This is a genomic window from Arenibacter algicola (assembly GCF_018860365.1).
Taxonomy (GTDB): Bacteria; Bacteroidota; Bacteroidia; order Flavobacteriales; family Flavobacteriaceae; genus Arenibacter; species Arenibacter algicola_B.
This window is the reverse complement of record NZ_JAHKPO010000021.1, coordinates 1-22,093: the sequence shown is the minus strand read 5'-3', so window position 1 is coordinate 22,093 and position 22,093 is coordinate 1. Positions and strand designations below refer to the sequence as shown.

Genomic DNA, 22,093 nt, shown 5'->3' with positions numbered 1-22,093 from the left:
CAGTTTGGCCGTTACTATGGAAAGATCCTCCACCTTGAAAGGATCCAAGGTTGTGCCCACGCCTGTAATAGTAACCTGATCGGCAATGGCATCGAAGCTGGATTTGTCCACCCAGGCAACCGTACCTACCGCATCGGTAACCAAAACTTTATCGTTACCGCCACTTAATATGTTTTCTGTCTGGACCGCGTCATCGGCCAATTTAGCATTGGTCACGGCATCATCGCCCAATTTTACGGTAGTAACCGCTCCATCGGCCAGTTTTGCCGTTACTATGGAAAGGTCCTCCACTTTAAAGGGATCCAAGGTGGTACCTAAACCTGTTATAGTAACCTGATCGGCAATGGCATCGAAGCTGGATTTGTCCACCCAGGCTACTGTGCCCACTGCATCGGTAACCAAAACTTTATCGGTTCCACCACTTAATATGTTTTCTGTCTGCACCGCATCGTCCGCCAACTTCGCATTGGTCACGGCATCATCTCCTAATTTTATGGTGGTCACCGCTCCATCGGCCAGTTTCGCTGTTACTATGGAAAGATCCTCCACTTTGAAGGGATCAGCAACCGTACCCACTCCTGTAATTGTTATTTGGTCAGCAATGGCTGTAAAGCTGGATCTATTAACCCAAGCTACAGTACCAACGGCGTCCGTAACCAATACTTGGTCCGCACCCCCACCTAATATATTTTCTGTCTGAACGGCGTTGTCCGCCAATTTTGCATTGGTAACAGCGTCGTCCCCAATTTCCAATACTACATCACCCAACAAAGCATTTACATCTCCACTCACGTCAATGGTAGTGGATGTAATATTACCATCACCTGAAAGATTGCTTAAATCGGCATTAAAAGTTCCCCCGTTCTCAAGGGTAAGTGTCAACTGATTGTTAGCGGGATTAAAGCTAAATACCTGAAGTTGCTGGCTATCCGTAGAAGTGAGCTCCCAAGAGTCCCCATCCCAAAAGTAAATTGTTCCTGTATTTGTATTTACATAAATATCCCCAACATCTGCACCAGTAGGTGTTGTTGTCCCAGGCGCAGTAACGAGTGTACCACTCAGCACCTCGCAATTACACTGGTCTTCCAAATTTACTGTGGTTTGCGCCATCGCAAATCCAGAAATTAGAAATATGATTAATAAAATCCCCTTCTTCATGATATATACTTTACTTAAGTTGGTCATTGTTGGTGTGGTTTAACTTTCGTAAACGCTCAAAATTGCTGTAATTGAACTAAACCTATTTATAACACCATACAAAATTAGCCGTATACATGGCAGTGAGAAATAAATGTTGTGTAACGCTATATTTGTACTGTCTATACATGGATAATTGAGGTTTTGATTTATTTTAGGGTCTATTTTCAAGGGATATCACTCGTCGATTACCCCAATAATAGCAACGCTTGCCGAAATTCAACTGTAGGAAAAATCTGTGGATAGGTAGGTTGTAAATGGGAGGAAATTCACTAATTCTTTTTAACCCTAAATGTAATTCTCCTATTGGTAATTACAGTTTTTACCTGAACTGTAAGCAATGCTGAGGAGGACGATATCGCCGCACAGCTGGACCCTGATTTTGAGGCCAAAATCCTGAATCGATAGCCATTATCAACTGTTTCTACGTCTTTAACTGTTAATGTAGTTGTCTGTGTTCCTGCATAATCAACCCCATCAGCTATATTATTAAATATAACCCCACCATCAGTACTAAGCTGCCATTGGTAGGTGTCTGCATTGGTAGCAGAGGCCGTAAACAGGGCATTATCTCCGACAAATACTGTTTTATCTGGCCCTATGGTCGCTGTGGAAGGAGTATCCTCCGTAACCGTAACACCAGTTCTAGTACCACTCTTACAGTTCGTGGTCGTGCTCCTGGCCTCCGCATAATAGGTTCCTGGTCCCATGGGAGTATAACTTGTACTGTTCAACAACAACAATGTTCCCCCACTAGCAGCACTATACCAATCTACTGTTTGCCCAAAATTAACGCTTGCCGTAATCGTTGGGACAGTGCCACCGGTACAATAGCTCTGGTTACCACCGCTGGTAGGGGCGTTGACCACTGGGCAACTACAATTGGGAGCCGTCACCGGAAGTTCTTCGGTACAGCCATTAGCATCTGTTACCGTTACTATAATATCGGTCCCGGATGCGACGTCCGTAATTTCCCATACGTTCCCAGACGTGTTGTTTACCGTACCTGCGGTACTAGTAACAGTACCCGAGCTAACTGTGACCTCTAGTTCATATGTCGTTGGTTGAAATAAGCGGAATACACAACTGGGCGAATCGGAAACCGTAATCGTAGGTCGTGGCTGAATCGTAAGGGTCACTGGAGTTCTCGTGGCGCTAGGACATCCTGTGGAATTATCTTGGGATTCCGCATAGTAAGTTATTGTTCCCACACTGCTCAAAGTTGGATCGGCCACCACATTGCCAGCTGTGGCCGCATCGAACCAAACGATATTAGATCCGGCGGGCGGCGTTGCCGTAGCGGTCAGGGTCTGAACGGGACTTTCCGCACATTCCACCTGATCTCCTCCAGAGTTTGGCGCTGCTGGCTGAACAACGGATAATATGACGGTATTGGAATTCTCCAAACTACAGATATAACTGGAATTGGACACCATAACCCTATATTGGTTTCCATCATCCGAGTTCTGGGCGTTTGTTATATTCAATTGATCTGTATTGGTGCCGCTATGAATTCCCGAATCGGTAAGATCTACCCAAATAGATCCATTAAAAATCTGCCATTGGTAGGTATCTACGTTCGATGCTACAACAGAAAAAGTGGTATCCCCGTCCTTGCAAGTACTTTCGTCCGCTGGTGGAGTATCTATAAGGGGAGCTGCTCCCACTTCCATGTAATCTGGTGTTCCGTTAGCATCCCCATCGGCAGGATCGGGATATGTCGCAGCAGATACTGTACCATCGGTATTCGTTGTTGGAGGATTTCCCGTGCCATAATAGCCATTACCGTCACCATCTGCGCTTGCATCGGCATAGGCCTCATTGGCATCGTTACATCCGTCCCCGTCACTATCAAAATCCAAAAAATCTTGTAGCGAATCTCCATCTATATCTCTAATCGTATAATTAATGATTCCGCTTTCTGGAGAGGTTTCTACTACATTTGCCAAACCATTGGCCCCAAAGCCACTGTTGACCACACCATTGGTATGTGCCTGACCATGGCCAGCCTCAACTGCGTCGTAAATACCGTCGTTATCCGAATCCAAATCTAAATGGTTGGGTATTCCGTCATTATCAGAATCGCAATTTGCTGCGGAAAAATCTCCAAAGAAAAATACTTTTCCATCCGGACCATCCGAGGTAGCTCCTGGGAACGTCATTCGTAATCCTCTAACCTTACTTCCCAAAGGTGCTATATCATCTATTGGAAATAAAGCCACAAACATGCCTCCAGATTGGTAATTATTCACCTTATGACCAGAATCTACATAATCGGTAAGATTCACCGAAATACTTCCTAATACGTTTCCATAAGCATCCAATGCTTCAACAAAATAAGGGTTATTACCGTTTCGTTCTGTAATTATCAAAGTTACTTCCCCTGTAGAAGTAATGGGAGAATCATATAGTAAGGTATAATTATCAGCAGTATAATTAGAATTATCCATGGCATGATAATAATTTAAATCCCGACTCTGAAAACTAGGTATTATCTGGTCTGAAAAATTGGGATTATTATGGTAGTCATAGGAATTTACCGTGTGATCCGAAAGATAGACCCTACCAGTTGCATTAACGTTATTATAAGTAGCATTGTATTCATCGGGAGCTATAAAATCCCCAAACGTCTGGCCTTTAAGGGTAATTTCATTTAGAATATGGCTTCCGGAAATATTATTTGGATTGGCACTTGAAATGTTTAAAGAGAAGTCAGAGGCCGGATAAGATCCATCGTGACCACTATCTGTAATCTCACATTCTTCTGTATCGGGGATTCCATCATTATCATTGTCCAAATCGATGTCATCTGGAGTACCATCGCCATCAATATCCGGTGAACAATTATAGGTTATAACGGTTTTGCTGGCATCTACATAGCTAAGGTTATCATCTGAACTATCGTTGCTACTCCTAAATCGAATATACAACCAATCAATGGGAGAAATAAAGGTGAAATCAAGCTGAGCGTTGTTGCCCACTCGGGTCCATGGTCCGGTAGCGCTGGAAGATACCCAAATATCAAAATCATCACCATCCTCACCATTTACGGTAACAGAATCCCCACTATTAATGGATTCACCCATTTCAAGTACCAATTCATCGTCCTCATCGTTAAACCTCGCATTGTTGCCATCGTTATTGCCCAAGGCATTATCTTCATTGTTTACACTGTCATCTACAATGACACTCGTGGCATACACATGTACGATACTTGTATATTCAACTGTAGTACTTCCCGAAGGACAGGCCGTATCATCTTGAATTATTATCTGATAATCTTCCACTTCGCCATTACTAGCTTCTGAATTACCAGGTGGCAATCCGGTATCCGAAGAAAATCTAAAGCGGGCATAGGAAGTTCCTATAGTCGCCATACCTGGCACAGCGACATTTAATGTGATAGTACCTCCACTTGGGACAGCATCAGTAGCTATTTGTTCACCAGCGTCTTCAAAATCACCATCCCTATTAAAATCGATCCATGCATTTAATACCCCTGCACCATTCGTAGTTATATCGATCACCTTTGTAGTTCCACGATCCAAAACCTGACCGCTAAAATCTATACCCCCACTGGTAACTCCATCTTCATCATCCCCTGTTATATCATCACTGTTACCAATACTATAATTCATAAAAGGGTTTTCACTGTCCGGTGGTACGGCACCCAAATAAATATTAAGCGGCGTCGTGGTCAATACAGGCAATAAATGCGCTGCAAAGCCATAGGAGGCAGGAGCATCCCCGGCATCATTTCGTGTCCCAAGGTTTCCCATAATGGATTCCACATCCCCGGTACTACCCAATTGAGCTGCTGGTGTCAATTCACCGGTAGCCGTATCAACAATAAAAATGGTTCTACCCAATCCTACATTATTTTCATCCTCCACATAATTAGTCCCATCACTAGCATACGTAATACCTTCCCCATCTATTGAGGATGATGTACTAAAGGCAAATGTCGTTACCCCAGTGAATATATCAACCGTATAATAATCAACGTTATTGTCATTCTGAATATAAAACTCGGCTGTATCTGGATTCCAGGAAATACCATCGGCTCTATCTCTAGCTCCTGACATCACTACTGGATATCCGGCATAGGGAGACCATGCCGGAAGTGCTCCGTCAACGTTGGGGTTGATTGCCGTTATACGGTCTGCACCGCCACTGCTCCCATTATTATATACTATGACAAGTATCTCTTCCCCTGTATCATTATTGATCCAAAATTCTGCCCCTTCTACATGTCCAGGAACAATCCCACTTTTTACCAGTGTTGCTACGCCTGTTTGAGGATCAATGGAATACATATCAGAACTCAATGTGGATGTATCCCCTTCGAACACATACACCTGCCTATTGGTTGATCTATACCCTCCACCCTCACCGGAAAAGGTGATGGACGACCCCCCGTAGGTAGTATTGACTATCGTAGGGGTAGGTAAGGGTATAGCTGTGGGGTCTGGTGACACGGAATACAATTCAGACCTATTGTCGGCCATAAAATAAATAAACGGAAGTCCCCTATTTAGATTTGGTACAATTGTTGGCAAGGGTGTTAATGGCGGAGTTGTAAAATCTGCTACAATGGTCAAAACGGGTGATTTGGACGAATCCCCGTTGTATGCTTCCGCTGTACGCTCACCTGATCCATTGATTACAAAAGCCATGGCGTTACCATTGACCCATCCACCTCTATTTACAATTTCTTGTACAATGGCTGTAAGATCCGGCGTTTGTTGGTTAGCCCCGGATTGTCCTACACTATTCCATGAAGGAATATTATTCCAAGCTACGGATGCGGAAGTCAATGTTCTACTGGAAATATTATAATTTGAACTGGAAAAAACGTTGGCGTTGTCCGAATCATCACCTCTAATGGTCACCGAAGTGCTACCTGTGTCAGTCTCATCCGTTGTAAATTGAATACTAGCACTTAAAATGGTGGTTCCCTGAGGTATGTTTATATTTTGAAACCGAACACCCACATACTGATTGGTGCCCCCGTCACTGGTCAATTCCAAATCCGAACTACCAAGGTCCATATTTCCATTGGAAACCCGCTCTTCGGCATCATCATTGCCTTGAGCCACCTGTGAGGTAATTGTCGTCTGTGCGGAAGCAATGCCTACGAAGACCATTAACAAACCAAAAAGAATTTTATGTACGCTTGAATTCCCCATTCAATAAGTTTAGACAAGTAAATAGAAAGTACTTACCATACTACAAAACTACCATAGTGAAAGAATGAGAAAAATAAATGTTGTGTAAGGGATAAATAACACTGCAAAGCCCTTAAAGGATGAAGTTTAATAGTTAAACCCGCCCGACATAAAACCCATAGAATGTATTAAAAATGGATATAACAATGATTTAACCACATTAAAAGCAAGTAAAATCAGATTGGTTTGACCCTATATGTAATTCTTCTGTTGGTGATAAGGGTGTAACCCTTGATCACACTTTTGGGAGAAAACTCTGAGGTAGAATTGACAAGAGTTGCCGTTGATGTTAAAAAATTACCTATTACTACACCTGGAGGTAATGGAATAGTGAATTTGAACCTATTGGTATTGTCCGTATTTCCATCCAAATCCGTATAGGGCGAAGTCCCAGATTCTGCATCAGAACCACTACCTTCCAACACAGTAGCCAAATAGGTCTGGCCCTCACCATAATCGGTAGACTTGCCCAATTGATTGTCCCCTGCAGTAGCACTTCCTTGATTTATATCTGTCAAGAATAATTCTATGATTGCCCCTGGCCTGGCCCAACCTTCTACTACCAAATTAGTGCCAGCGGCATAGGCTGCAGAAATAATGGGGAAGTTAATTAGCCCATTGGGACCATTATCCCCATCCCCATTATCATTAAGGGTTACCCCATCACCATTCTTATTGGATGCGTCCAAATCTATACCCAGGGAAGGCGCCCTTTGGCCATTGTTATATATGGAATTTTGGGAAATCAATACTCCTGTTACATTATTGGCAACCACGATTCCTTCCCCTTGGTTGCTGTGAATAAGGTTTCTAAAAATTGTGGCATTGGATGTCTTTAAACGAATACCGGAATCGTCGAATATTCCTCCGCCGCAGGCGTTGCTGTTTAGGCCATTATTGGTAATGGTATTTTCGGTAATCATAAGTCCCGCATTATAATTATCTCCTTCAATGCCTATTCCAGCTGCCTCATTGATCAAATTGTACCTAATTACCACTCCGCTACCATTCTTTAACAATATATTGTCTGTACAGCTGTCATTTGCCCCATTTCTATAGAAATGGTTGTATTCCACAACCGTAGCGGTACCACCATCCACCTTTAGGGCAGCCAAATTGGATCCGCTCAGAAAATTCCGGGAAATAGTGGTCGCACCATTTTTAGTCTCCACCGCATATTCCAAATTACCGGATTTAACACCAAGGGCATTAACCCCAAGTAAATTTTCATAAAGAAATGCGGTGCCTGCATTTACTTGAATGGCCGATTTATCATTGTTATAAACCGCAAGATTCCGTAAAGTGGCTCCAATCCCTTCCAGTCTAAAAAGTTCCTTAGTCTCCCCATGAACCTGAATTTCGGAAAGATTATAGACCGGCAGCACCGATGCTGAGATACCCACAGTGGTACCCCCATTCCCTATAGTCCCTGAATTGGTATCCCCGGAATAAGCAGTTTGCGTTCTGCCATCAATTATAGTATTGGTTCCCGTAATTTTTGAAAGTTGATTTACGTCGGAAATTGAAATATTAAAATACCCGCTGGCAAAATTGGCATCTGCCGCTCTGCTCAATGGATCCGATGTCGGCGGAATCATAAAAATGGAAGTCTCGTCCCCTGCCGGTGGATCAAAAATGGAATTGGCCTCTATATCCAAACCTATTTCATTTAGATTATTGGAATTGACAATAAATTGTTCCAAGGAACCCTGTCCAAATTGGTTGGTGTTGACAATCGTATTAAAGTTGAACCCAAAATCTATACCTACAACCCCATCACCTGCTACGGAGACCGTGGAAACACTCTGTGCGTTATTTATTACTCCCAAGGCCACATCCTGTTGTGCAGCTGGATTGGCCCCTCCTACTTCATCAGTTACCTCTATCAAGGAGGAAGGACCACGATATTTCCTGAAAGTTTGTACGGGATAACAAGTAGAACAGTTGAGACCGCCCCTATTGGATTTAACAGTTGAATTGACCGCTTTTATACGATACGCCCCGTCTGCCATTCCTCCAAAGGAATAATACCCATTAATATCGGTGGTTTTTCTCTGGATGAAAGTACCTGTAGCATTAAAAAGTTCCACTATGGCACCGGACACTCCCAAGCCCCCGGAAGTTATTTTATTCCTACCCGGCCCACCAGGATAATTAACATCTTCGAACACAGTCCCTGCAATTAAATTGGAGGGTACCTTGAGCACTACTGCGGCGGAAATCACGAAATCCTGCCCCACATTGACGTTTGCAGTAACCTGGCTATCCGATGGTAGGATATACGAAGATATATCGTAGGTATCCAAATCGACACCGTGGGAACTGGAAGAATTATATATTGGCAATACCGTATTATCGTATATAGTGGAATTATAGGCATTATTACCGGTTTGACCGCCATCTCCCCATAGTATATAGGTTGTCCCGGATTGATTGGTTACCGAAAGTCGTTCAGGATTTGTGGATCCAGAACTAGAACCGTCCAAATTAGGGTCTCCCTCCCATGACAAAAATGTGGCTTTAGCCCCAGAACCGGCAATGGCATAGAATGAATCCAAGGTAAAGGAAGTTCCAGAATTACTAAGACCATCAAATCCTTGATATAGGTTAATGTTTACAGCCGGCAATGAGGGGTCTTCATAAAACACAATCAAGGTCCAGCCCCCAAGTACGGTGGCCGTTGAACAGTAATTACCGGTATTATCTATGTTAAGTCCACTAAAATCGTAGGTATTGGTAGATGGATTGGGAATACCCTTTACAATGTTGGTCACATCACTGACATAGCCGTAAAAGTTCCGATTGGTCAATGTGGTCTGGTACAAATAATTGGCAGAAACGTTCTGGCCCTCAAAGATTACATCCGGATCACGTACACTATTGGAATGTGCCCAATACAAATAAGCCCTTTCCACAGTTGCTGTAGCCGGAATAGGAGAGATTAAGGTATTGGATGAGGAGTTTGTTATGAGACAGGCGTTGCCACTATTGCTTTGAGTTCTTAATGTTCCCCCAGTAGTTGAATAGTCATAGTACCCATCGAACTCCTGAAAAAGTGTCAAAGGATCATTGGCCAGGATCTGGGTATTGATAGTTCCTGTTCCGGTATCCGAATAATTGATGGTACCATAGGACGCTGTAGCACCTGAAAACCTAATGGTGAAATCTTCGGCAGTTTCCGGGATTCCATCATTAATTATAGGTACCGAAATAGTCTGCACATTGCCCAACTGACCATTAAAGGTCAAAGTTCCGGAGGTAGCAGTATAATCGCTACCTGAAAGTGCTGAGCCATTTACGGTTTCAAAGTTTACGGTAAAAGGCACATGAATAAAGCTGAACAAAAATGTATATCCGTGGCGTACACGTGTCTGCGTTACCGTAAAAACAGCATTACCTACTGTTTCATCAAAAGAAATGTCATTTATTACTATTTTGGGACCTTCAACAACACATTTTACGGCAGCCTGCCACCCAGTTCCAGTGGTGCTCCCATTGGAAGTAAACCTAAAGGTTAAACAGCCTCCTGCACCGTATGGAGAATCAATTGAGGTAGGAATATTATTGTTATCGAATACCCCAATAGGTGTGCCAGTTGCGGTAGTACCCCCATAAACATAAAGAATATCGCCTACAGCAACATCAAAACTTGTAAAATCTACACTAATGTAATTACTGGCAGTGTCCGGACAAATGGTATGTACCCTGCTTTCATTATTACCGTAATTGCCACCGACACTTCCCGAATCAAAGAAAATGGCATTACAGGTATTGGTTGTTGCGCCATTGGTAATTATTAGGGCATCATTATCCAATATGGTTCCCGTACCTATATTAGTAATATCTACTGTGGAGAGGGATTTTCCTGTAAAACTAACTGTAAACACTTCCAAATCCTCCACTAGGGTATCATCCAAAATATTTATAGTTATGGTCCTTGTAACCCCCGAGGTACCTGTAAAACTTAAAGTTCCTATCTTGGCCGTATAATCACTACCCGCTGTAGCTGTACCGTTATTTGTGGTGTAGTTTACCGTAAATGCTGCAGCACTGGAACCCGTATGCGTCACGGTAAAAGTGGCTGTCCCTGCATTTTCATTTACAGAAACATCGTTAATGGTCATAATGGGGCCAAAGGTGGCAGTGAACTGTACATTATCTATGTAGAAGTAATCATTATTATCCCAATCCCCGCTTCCGGTGATAAATCGTATGGAGGAAGATGCAGATATTTGACTAGTAATTAAATTATAGGAAATGGAACCTATGCCATCGTTATTTAAGGTTGAGACTGTTTGCCAAGTTGATCCATTCCACAATTGCACCAATAAGGTTTCCCCTCCCCTGTTGGAGCCATTATAATCAAAAGTAAGTGTAACCGTACCGGCGCCCGCCAAATTTAAATTCCTTTGGATAGTCTCATTCTTTAATTTCCTAAAGCGTAATTGGCTACTATTGATCCTTATATTTCCGCCAGAAACACTGTTATCATCATTGCTTTCGGTCCAATTGGAAGAAAAATTGTTGGTCCCATTGTTGTTGGAATAGGAAGATGTATTAAAATTATCCAAATAGGTTTGCTGCCCAGACAATTGGGTAAAGCAGAAGAACACCATAAAAAGAATAGGTATTCTTTTTTGAAGGCAAATCCTTGTTATCATTAAGTAGACGCGATCCTAAGAGATCAACGTATCAAATGTATTCCAAGAAAAGATACAAGTTTTGGAAATGTTGTGTACCGAACCAAAATAAATGCCAAAGATTAAAATTACGACATCTTCAAAATTAAAATCAGGCATTTTTGCCTTATTAAAAATCTTTTATAAGAATGTACTCTTGCCAAACTTGATAACAATTAATTCTTTTTAACGCGATAAGTAATTCGCCTATTGGTAATTACAGTATATCCTTTTATAATACTCTGTGGTGAAAATTCCGAGGTTGAATTGGAAATAGTGGCTGTCGCAGTTAAAAAATCCCCCTTTACCACTCCAGGAGGCAGCGGAATTTTAAACTTGAACCTATTGGTGTTGTCGGTATTCCCGTCCATATCTGTATAAGAAGATGTACCGGATCGGGTATCCGAACCACTACCCTCCACTACTGTTGCCAAATAAATCTGGCCCTCTCCGTAATCGGTAGTCATTCCCAATTGGTTGTCACCTGCAGTGGCGCTTCCTTCGTTTATATCTGTCAAAAACAATTCTATAATTGCCCCAGGCCTTGCCCAACCTTCAACAATTAAATTGGCACCACTAGCATAGGCCGCTTCAATAATTGGAAAATTTAACAAGTTATTGGGGCCATTATCCCCATCACCATTGTCGTTGAGAGTAACCCCATCACCATTCTTTTTGGATTTGTCCAAATCTATCCCTAACGATGGAGCTCGTTGTCCGTTGTTATACATAGAATTTTGGGAAATCAAGACACCTGAAACATTTTCGGCCACCACGATTCCCTCTCCTTGATTGCTGTGAATTACATTCCTATAAACAGTGACATCTCCTGCCTTTAAACGAATGCCCGAATCATCGAATATTCCTCCACCGCAGGCATTATTATTTACGCCATTATTGGTAATGGTATTTTCGGTTATCATCAATCCAGCAGCATAGTCATCACCTTCTATTCCTATTCCTGCGGCCTCGTCAATCAAATTGTAACGTATAGTAATCCCACTACCATCCTCAATTAAAATATTATCGGAACAGGTATCGTTTGCCCCATTACTATAAATATGGTTGTATTCCATAACCGTAGTAGTTCCCCCATCCAAGTGAACTGCAGCCACATCGGAACCACTTAAATAATTTCTAGCAATAGTTGTTGCCCCATCCTTGATTTCCACTGCATATTCCAAGTTACCCGATTTTGCTCCTATGGCATTTACCCCGAGCACATTCTCAAATAGAAAAGCGGTACCGGAATTTACCTGAATTGCCGATTTATCATCCGTGTATATAGCCAAATTACGCAGGGTAGCACTATTTCCCTCCAACCTAAAAAGTTCCTTGGAGTCACCACGAACCTGAATTTCTGGTAAGTTATAATCGGGAAGTACTGAAGCTGCAACACCTACAGTTGTACCTCCATCTCCTATTGTTCCTGAATTGCTATCTCCCGAATAAGCCGTTTGGGTCCTACCATCAATAATGGTGTTTGTCCCTGTTATTATTGATAACTGGTAGGCATCAGTGATATTAATATCAAAATACCCGCTAGCAAAATTGGCATCGGCGGCTCTCCCCAATGCATCGGACGTTGGAGGTATCATAAAAATGGACGTATCCTCCCCTGCAGCAGGATCAAAAATGGAATTGGCCTCGATATCCAGACCTGATTCGTTTAAATTATTGGAATTAATGATGAATTGTTCCAAGGAACCCTGTCCAAATTCGTTGGTATTGACAATGGTATTGAAGTTAAATCCGAAATCTATACCAACCACCCCATTACTAGCTACTGATACGGTTGATACACTCTGTGCATTATTTATTACACCTAGGGAAACATCCTGCTGTGCAGCCGGATTGGTCCCTCCAACTTCATCTGTCACCTCTATTAATGACGATGCGCTCCCATATTTTCTAAATGTTTGAACAGGATAGCAGGCAGAACAATTGAGTCCGCCCCTATTGGAACGCACTGTTGAACTTACTGCTTTTACCATATAATCTCCATCTGCCATCCCCCCAAAGGAATAATAACCATTAATGTCCGTAGTTTTTCTTTGCATAAAATTGCCAGAGTTGTCGAACAGTTCAACTATGGCTCCAGAAATACCTTGGGCGCCGGAAACATCCTTATTTCTTCCGTATCCACCGGGATAATTTACATCCTCAAATACAGTTCCCGCTATTAGGTTACTTGGAACCTTAAGTACCACGGCCGCCGAAATAACGAAATCTTGACCTACATCCACATTGGCTGTCACTTGTGTATCAGCAGGCGAAATATAACTTGCAATATCATAGGTATCCAAATCTACACCATAAGAAGTTGTTGTATTATGGATAGGGACCACGGTGTTATCATAAATTGTAGAATTGTAAGCATTGTTCCCCGATTGACCTCCATCTCCGGTAAGCACATATGTGGTACCCGATTGATTGGTGATGGATAGCTCTTCCGGGTTACTGGAACCGGAACTTGAACCATCTAGATTGGGGTCTCCCTCCCAGGATAAAAAGGTGGCCTTTGCTCCTGATCCTGCAATGGCATAGAAAGAATCCAAGGTAAAGGAAGTACCTGCATTGCTAAGACCATCAAAGCCTTGGTACAAGTTAATGTTTACAGCAGGCAAAGTGGGATCTTCATAAAAAACTATTAGAGTCCATCCGCCAAGTACCGTGGCCGTGGAACAATAATTCCCTGTATTGTCTATATCCAAATCGCTAAAGTCGTAGGTATTTGTGGACGGATTGGCAATACCCTGTACTATACTGGTTACATCACTTACATAACCATAAAAGTTTCTGTTGGTCAGCGTAGTCTGGTATAAATAATTTGCAGAAACGTTTTGCCCCTCAAAGGTTACATCCGGATCCCGTACCGTATTGGAATGTGCCCAATACAGATAGGCCCTTTCCACGGTAGCCGTAGCCGGAATGGGAGAAACCAAGGTATTGGATGAAGAGGCGGTTATAGCGCAGGCGTTTCCACTATTGCTCTGAGTCCTTAAAGACCCCCCTGTAGAGGAATAATCATAATACCCATCAAACTCCTGAAATAGGGTCAAGGGATCATTGGCCAAAATCTGTGTATTTATAGTACCTGTTCCGGTATCCGTATAATTTATGGTACCATAGGAGGCTGTAGCCCCTGTAAACCGTATCATAAATTCTTCGGCATTTTCCGGAACCCCGTCATTGGCTATGGGTACCGAAATGGTCTGGACATTCCCAAGTTCCCCAGTGAAAGTTAAGGCACCGGAGGTAGCTGTGTAATCGCTTCCGGCCAAGGCTGACCCATCTACAGTTTCAAAATCTACTGTGAACGGAACATGTATGTATCCAAATAACCAACTATACCCATGGTTTGCCCGTGTTTGGGTTACCGTAAAAACTGCATTACCAACATCTTCATCAAAAGAAATATCGGTTATGACTATTTTAGGTCCTTCCGGGTAACAACTCACCGATGCTTGCCAACCTTCTCCATTGTTCGACCCATTGGAGGTGAACCGAAATGTTAAACAGCCCGAGTTATGTGTAGATTCGATTATATCCGGAATATTATTATTATCGTATTGTCCTATTAAGGTTCCCCCGGTGGTAGTGCCTTCATACACTCTAAGAAGATCCCCACTAGGCACATCAAAGCCAATAAAATCAAGGCTGATGTAATTATTGGCCGTATCTGGACAAATGGTATATACCACATTTTCATTAGTACCATAATTTCCTATCCCCCCTGGATCTAAAAAAGTATTGCTACATGTTGTTTCCGTAGTCCCATCTGTCATTATGACGGCATCGTCATCATTTATAGTTCCTTTAGCAGTATCTGAGATATCGACAGTTGCATCTGACACTGTAGTAAATTGAACTGTAAAATCCTCTGGATTCTCAAATTCGGTATCATCCAAAATAGGCACAGAAATGGTTTCCGTATCTCCGGCCGTACCATTAAAAACAAGAACTCCGGACTGTGAAGTATAATCACTGCCCGTAATGGCTGTTCCATCAATAGTTTCGTAATTCACTGTAAATGGACCAATAGCATTGGCTCCTGTGTGGGTTACCGTAAAGACAGCAGTACCATTGTCTTCATTTACCATAACATCATTTATTACCATTACAGGAGTTACCGTTGCAGAAATTTGAAAATTATCAATATAAACATAAGAATCCCCCTCCCAATCATTACTTCCCCAACCACTTGAAGCAATAAACCTTATGGTAGTATTTGCCGAAGCGTAAGATGTAATATCCAGGCTAAAAGAACCCGATAAACTTCCCGTTAATGTACCTACCGTGGTATAATTAACGCCATCCGAAGATACTTCTATGTCTAGCCCCTCAAAGTTCCACCACCGATTATCCAGACCCGATGTCGACCAATCAAATGTTAAAGTTGCAGAACCGGCGCCGTTTATATTTGCCGATCTCTTAATTCTCTCATCATTACGATCAATTTTGTTGAACCGAAGTCTACCTCCGGTTATCCTAATTCGTCCTTTGTTAGGTTTATTATCATCATTGGATTCTATCCAATCCGTAGAGAAATTGGAATTCCCATCATTTTCGGAATATGATTTATTATTTTTAAATTCATCACGATAGGTATCTTGTCCCATTAGGACAGACATTGAAAAAAATGTCATCGAAAAAATAATAAACTTACTAAAAACGCTCATTCTAGACTTTTTTTAAGAATCGCTTTGGGAATCAATCTCCAAAAAGGTTCCGTCTACATGAATTTTAATAAGGAAGAAGAACTTCTTATATAAACCCAAATAATTCAATTATAATTTTTAACTAAAATAAAGTGCTATGGTTGGGTCTCCTAAATTATGTTGTGTAAAGTACTTAAACCAAAGTGAATACTGTTTATTCTGCTGTTTCCGCTATAAGGATATTTGGAAATTGATTAATCTATAAGTGTATTTGAACGATAACCCCCTATAATCAAGGTGCTGCGATTTTTAATTTAGAATAGCAATTAAAGTAATAGTGGTTTTGAATAAAGAAAATAGGAATACGATTACATATCCACCCTATGGGTTATTCTTCTATTGGTAATAACCGTACTGACCTTAACCGTGAGCAAAGCCGAGGATGATGCAGTAGCGGGACAACTTGATCCGGATTTTGAAGCCAAAACACGATACCTATATCCATTTTTATCGGCTCCAGCAGTCTTAACGGTCAAGGCTGTAGATTGCGTTCCAGCATACTCAGCACCGTTTGAAATGTTGTTGAAGACCGTTCCCCCATCTGTACTTACTTGCCATTGATAGGTATCTGCATTAGTTGCGGTTACGGTAAAAATGGCATTACCACCTGTAAATATTGATTGATCCGGTCCAATAGTAGCTGTTGATGGGGTATCTTGCGTAACTACTATGGCAGTTCTGGCACCACTGCGGCAATTGGTTGTGGTATTCCGTGCTTCCGCGTAAAAAGTCCCTGGGCCGCTGGGAGTATAAGTTGTATTGCCTAGTAACAATAATGTTCCTCCACTGGCCGAATTGTACCAGTCTACCGTCTCCCCAAAACCTACCGATGCAGTTATGCTTGGCACAGCATCTCCTGTGCAATAGGATTTATTCCCACCGCTAGTAGGTGAATTTACTACTGGACAGGCGCAATTGGGGGCGGTAACGGGTAGTTGATTTGTACAACCATTGGCCCCTGTCACCGTTACCACAATATTGGTTCCCGAAGGAACATTGGTAATGGCCCATACATTGCCCGATGTATTTGCAACGGTCCCAGCCGTACTCGTTACCGTTCCCGAGCTAACGGTTACCTCCAATTGGTAGGTGGTAGGTGAAAATAGCCTAAATACACATGTAGGAGGACTAGAAACGGATATCGTAGGTCTTGGAAGAATGGTTAGTTTGACCGCAGTTCTAAATAGGCTTCTGCGACTTGAATCTGAATTGTCTACACTTTCTCCGTAATAAGTAACATTTCCCACCGTATTTAGCGTTGGAGAAACTGGAGAACCTCCACTAGAGGCAGTATACCAAACCACATATGCCCCAGAAGGTGGGGTTGCAGAAGCGGTGAGTGTCTGAATTGGGTTTTCGGCACATTCGGTAATATCCCCATTGCTGCTAGGGGGCGGTAAAGCCCCTTCAATCTCATCAAATGAAAACTCAAAACTACCGTTTCCCTTACAGGAAGAAAACTCTCTAGTTCCTAAGTAAATTCTTTGTGAATTATTACAATTTTTATCGGTATCAATCTGACCTCCATTGTTATAAATAATAGCGTCTGAGGGCAATTGTAGATCTGCATTACCTTCCCAGGTAAGAATACCATCGCTTTGTACGGCTATTAACATAATGTTTACGTCAATAACCCCGTTACCAGGCAAAGAAAGCGTATCGTCCCCCCCCGTTTCATCCCCAATAATAAGCTTGTCTATGGTATAGGAAATTATGTTCACATTTAGTGTTACTGTATTACCGCTACGAATGGTAACCGTACCCACGTTACTGTTTTGACCTGGATATGATGTGGCATTTACCCATGCAGTGCCATTATAGAATTGCCATGTGCTAGCACTACCCCAATTGCCGGAAGTCTTGGACCTATAATCTCCAGTAACCTGAGCAAATACAGGGAGACTACAGACTATAAAGAACACGATTAAAACCGATTGCTTTAATTTCTGGCTCAAAAACTTGGATCCAAAAGACATCTATTATTCCCAATTAAGACTGGCAAATTATTAATCTAAATACTGCAGCCAAGTCTATATTCAACATTACCGAAACCATAGATTCCAGTGTCAACCGGTGAAAATATCAAAAAATCGAAGAACACAGAACAATATGTTGTGAAGTACCAACTAATTGTGGTAAGGATGTCACTTAAGAAGATTTGCGGACCAAAGGATCAGCAAACATTAATAAAGTCAATGGATTTATAATACTATCACCATGTATTAAACCTTGACAATTATGCATAAAAAAGCAGCTGTAAAACAGCTGCTTTAATTATTATTTTAAGGAGTAATTCTATTCCAAAATCAGGAATTCGGACCTTCTGTTCAGTTGATGTTCAGCTTTGGAGCATCTTACCCCATTGACACACCTATTCACCAATCTAGTTTCCCCAAAACCTTCCCCTTGTAATCTTTCACTTTCTATTCCTTTTGAAACCATATAGGCAACGGTAGATTCTGCTCTTTTTTGGGACAGCCATAGGTTATAGGCATCATCCCCTTGACTATCCGTATGGGAGGTGACCTTAAGTTTTAAACTTGGATACTTCTCCATGGCGGCAATTACTTTTTGAATTTCAATTTCTGCATCCGGCCTTACATTATACCTATCAAAATCGAAATAAATGGTACTCAACTGCAATAATTTTGCAAGATCATCCCCATAGCCGGCAGTAACCGTATCCCTTTCCAAGTAAAAATCAACTATCAAAGGTTTGCTATCCGATATATTAAGATATTCTTCGGAAGGCACATATCCTTGCATGGTAGCCCTAACAAAATTTCCCTTATTGCAGTCTATGGCTATGCTATAATTCCCATTGGAATCTGTAATTACCGATACCAATTCCTCATTGTTTTCATCAATAACCTTTACCGTTGCCCCAACCAAGACCTCATTGGATATTTTATCCCTTACGGTACCCGTAATGGGTTTAATACAGTCGAATTCCAATTTTTTTGTCTCTACAAAACTATATATATCGTCCTCACCCATGCCATTCTCCCGGTTCGAAGCAAAATAGCCGTTTCTGGTTTCTTCATTTATAATGAAGGTAAAATCATCCACCTCACTATTCACTGGTTTTCCTATATTTAAAACAGTTCCAATATATTGACTGTTGGAAATTTTGGTAGCAAATATGTCCAAGCCACCTAATCCGGGATGACCATCGGACGAAAAATAAAGTACATTTTCACTAGTTACGTAAGGGAAGGTTTCCCTAGCTTCCGTATTAATATTATTTCCCAAATTTACAGGTGTTCCATAGGTACCATCGCTATTAATGGCTACTTTAAAAATATCAGACTCCCCATAGGTACCGGGCATATCGGATGCAAAATATAATAGTTTTTCATCCGGACTAAGGGTTGGGTGTGCTATGGAATAGGATTCACTATTAAAGGGAAGTTCCTCAATTTGGGTCCATATTCCGTTTTCCTTGATCGCCTTAAATATTTTTAGGCGTACGACCCCCTTCTCGTCCTTGACAGTTTTACCATCAAAGAGATTATTTCTGGTAAAATACAGGGTGTTACCATCCTTTGTAAAAACCGAAGTAGATTCGTGATATCTGGTATTTATATTGTCCCCAAATTTAACCACCTTGTTTTCCGAAACACTGTCCGCATTTACCTTGTACAGGTCCAAGAAATCCTTGGAATTCCAAGTATGTCTATATCGTGCCAAATTACCGGTATCCCTATCCGAAGAGAATATTAGCCCTTGGCCATAAAAGGAAGGGGCAAAATCCGAATATCTGGAATTGAAAGCAAATTTACCAATTTCATATCTCCCAGAATTTTTCTCTATTTCCGCCAAATAATCCCTTTCGGTCATATATAGATTGGCCCTAACGTCTGCTGAAGTTATTTGGGAAAACTGCGCCATTACATCCTTCGACAGATCATATTCTCCCAATGACCTCAAGGTCTGGGCATATCTAAAATAGTACTCAGGTCCAATTCCCTCCTTATATTCACTTAGGAGTCTTTTGTAAATTTCAGATGCCTCTTTGTATTCTGCATTAAAATAATAGGAATTTCCCAGTTTCATTAGCAAATCCGCTGAAGTATATCCCTTGTCCAATACACGTTTATAGATATCAATGGCCGGACTAAAGGAATAGTCCCTGTATTTTTCATCTGCCTTATTTATTAATCTATCCTGGGCAATGAGAACGTTACCAAGGACAGAAAATAATACAGTCAGCAAAAAAATTCTTTTTATCATTTTATTTTTTTTAAAAGAAACGCGGAGATACCATTCTTCGGAACGATTTAACCAATTCAAATCTTAAAAACACCTCAAAGGACCCGTCATTAAATTGTGTGCCTCCCAACTCGGTAGTTTCCCTGTCATAAGCAAGACCAATCATGAACTGATCGCTCAATTGAAAGCCCAAAAGACCGCTCAATGCTGCATCCCATCTATAGGCAGCACCAAAACTAAATTTGTCATTGAACAAGAAACTGGCCGATAAATCTATTTGTAAGGGTGCCCCGCCCACCACTTTGGTCAATAGTGCCGGTTTAAACTTAAAATTATTATTAAGATCAAAGACATAACCAGTAATTAAATAAAAATTCATTCTTTCCTGGGAAAGGAACTGCACTGAATTGGCATCCCGTTGGGAATTATCAAAATATTCGGTTTCCACCATATTTGGGGCCGAAAGTCCAGCATAAAACTTATCTGTATGATAATATACGCCTACTCCAAAATTTGGAGAAAACTTATTGTCGATGTTCTCGCCCTGTATATTTTCAGAATCAAAATTGTTCAATCCATTAAAATCCAGACTCAACATATTCCCCCCTACTTTTAATCCAAAGGACAATTTGGCATCCAAAGCAACATCAACAGTATAGGACAACACGGCATCAAACTGGGTTTCCTGAACCACACCATCCCCAATATTGTCATTGACAATGGAAATACCGTAACCCAATCTGCTATTCCTTATTGGTGAATGCAGGTTTAAAGTCTGTGTTTTAGGTGCGCCTTCCAGGCCAACCCACTGGGAACGGTAGAGCGCAGCTGCACTTAATTGTCCCCTAGACCCTGCATATGCCGGGTTTACACTCATAGTATTGTACATATACTGCGTATACTGTGCATCTTGCTGGGCGTATAGTCCTGCAAAAAGGGAAAACAACATTAAAACGGTCGCGAGGAGACTCTTTTTGTATATCATCTACTATAAAATATTTTATTTACTCACATAAATATAACCACTATCTGTAATATTCTGCTGTTTATTTTCATATTGGAAAATATAATAATAAACTCCTGCGGGCAAATAATTGTTTCCAGTCACAGTAGATCTTGCCTTGGACCTACCGTCAAATACATTATTTTGGTTATTATACCCCTTCCCTTCATAAACTGAAACACCCCATCTATTGAAGATTTTCAAGGTATTGTTATTGGCGTTTCTAACGCCTCTAATAAATAGGAAGTCGTTTTTCCCATCTGAATTAGGGGTCACGAGTTGATTCACTTCAATTTTTTCATCCTCATCCCCTTCTTCTATAATCACGGTTACCGTGCCAGTATCACAATTTTCCGCATTGGCAGCTTCACAGATCATATAGTCTATGGTGTAGGTGCCATCGGCAGTACCGGGGGCCACACTTACGCTTCCATCCTCATTGATCGTTAGCACAGCTGTTGGCGTAGAAGTAAGCACCACATCTGTAGCAGCTACCGGATCGCCATTTAGGGTATCGTTGTCAAGCACGTTACTGCCAAGGATCAGGCCAGTGTTATCTGTATCCGTTGTATATGCATCGTCCACCGCAACAATTACATTGTTCATATCGGGACCAACCTGAATAGTTACAGTACCTGTATCACAATTTTCCGCATTGGCCACTTCACAGATCGTATATTCTATAGTGTAGGTGCCATCGGCAGTACCGGGGGCTACGCTAACACTGCCATCTTCGTTTATAGTAAGTTCGTCCGTTTGCGTAGAAGTAAGCACTACGTCCGTGGCGACTACTACCTCGCCGTTGATAGTATCGTTGCCGAGCACGTTGCTATCAGGGATTACACCACTCATACCGGTTTCCACTCCATAACTGTCGTCCACCGCATCGATCACATTGTCCATATCGGGACCTACCTGAATAGTGACTGTACCACCATCACAATTGTCCGTATTGGCCACTTCACAGATCGTATATTCTATAGTGTAGGTGCCATCGGCAGTACCGGGGGCTACGCTAACACTGCCATCCTCGTTTATAGTAAGTTCGTCCGT

At 41.7% G+C, this 22,093-nt stretch carries 7 protein-coding genes and 1 pseudogene; all 8 read right to left on the bottom strand.

What is annotated here, in order from left to right:
- A pseudogene (locus KO529_RS17330) lies at window positions 1-1,185 on the bottom strand (hypothetical protein); the annotation flags it as partial.
- 284 nt (window positions 1,186-1,469) lie between these two features.
- The gene (locus KO529_RS17325; protein WP_215949130.1) at window positions 1,470-6,386 is read right to left on the bottom strand and encodes an immunoglobulin domain-containing protein; all 4,917 of its coding nucleotides are present in this window, start codon (window positions 6,384-6,386) and stop codon (window positions 1,470-1,472) included.
- A gap of 215 nt (window positions 6,387-6,601) precedes the next feature.
- Complete coding sequence (locus KO529_RS17320; protein ID WP_215949129.1) at window positions 6,602-11,086, bottom strand: Calx-beta domain-containing protein; 4,485 nt, start codon at window positions 11,084-11,086, stop codon at window positions 6,602-6,604.
- 194 nt (window positions 11,087-11,280) lie between these two features.
- Entirely contained in the window at window positions 11,281-15,726 is a 4,446-nt protein-coding gene (locus tag KO529_RS17315; RefSeq protein ID WP_252734462.1) for a Calx-beta domain-containing protein, read from the bottom strand.
- A 407-nt stretch (window positions 15,727-16,133) separates the two neighbouring features.
- Window positions 16,134-17,801 (bottom strand): immunoglobulin domain-containing protein, encoded by a 1,668-nt coding sequence (locus KO529_RS17310; protein ID WP_215949127.1) that lies wholly within the window; start codon window positions 17,799-17,801, stop codon window positions 16,134-16,136.
- Between the two features lie 319 nt (window positions 17,802-18,120).
- Window positions 18,121-20,058: an OmpA family protein gene (locus KO529_RS17305; protein WP_215949126.1), complete on the bottom strand. Its 1,938-nt coding sequence runs from the start codon at window positions 20,056-20,058 to the stop codon at window positions 18,121-18,123.
- 10 nt (window positions 20,059-20,068) lie between these two features.
- Window positions 20,069-21,022 carry a PorP/SprF family type IX secretion system membrane protein gene (locus KO529_RS17300; RefSeq protein WP_215949125.1) on the bottom strand — a complete coding sequence of 318 codons (954 nt, stop codon included), beginning with the start codon at window positions 21,020-21,022 and terminating at the stop codon, window positions 20,069-20,071.
- A 15-nt stretch (window positions 21,023-21,037) separates the two neighbouring features.
- A partial coding sequence (locus KO529_RS17295; RefSeq protein ID WP_215949124.1) for a gliding motility-associated C-terminal domain-containing protein occupies window positions 21,038-22,093 on the bottom strand: 1,056 nt, incomplete at its 5' end.

Coding starts and splice junctions, on each gene's coding strand:
- KO529_RS17305 (WP_215949126.1), bottom strand. CDS start 20,058: ATGATAAAAAGAATTTTTTTGCTGACTGTATTATTTTCTGTCCTTGGT.
- KO529_RS17310 (WP_215949127.1), bottom strand. CDS start 17,801: ATGTCTTTTGGATCCAAGTTTTTGAGCCAGAAATTAAAGCAATCGGTT.
- KO529_RS17315 (WP_252734462.1), bottom strand. CDS start 15,726: ATGGGACAAGATACCTATCGTGATGAATTTAAAAATAATAAATCATAT.
- KO529_RS17320 (WP_215949129.1), bottom strand. CDS start 11,086: ATGATAACAAGGATTTGCCTTCAAAAAAGAATACCTATTCTTTTTATG.
- KO529_RS17325 (WP_215949130.1), bottom strand. CDS start 6,386: ATGGGGAATTCAAGCGTACATAAAATTCTTTTTGGTTTGTTAATGGTC.
- KO529_RS17300 (WP_215949125.1), bottom strand. CDS start 21,022: ATGATATACAAAAAGAGTCTCCTCGCGACCGTTTTAATGTTGTTTTCC.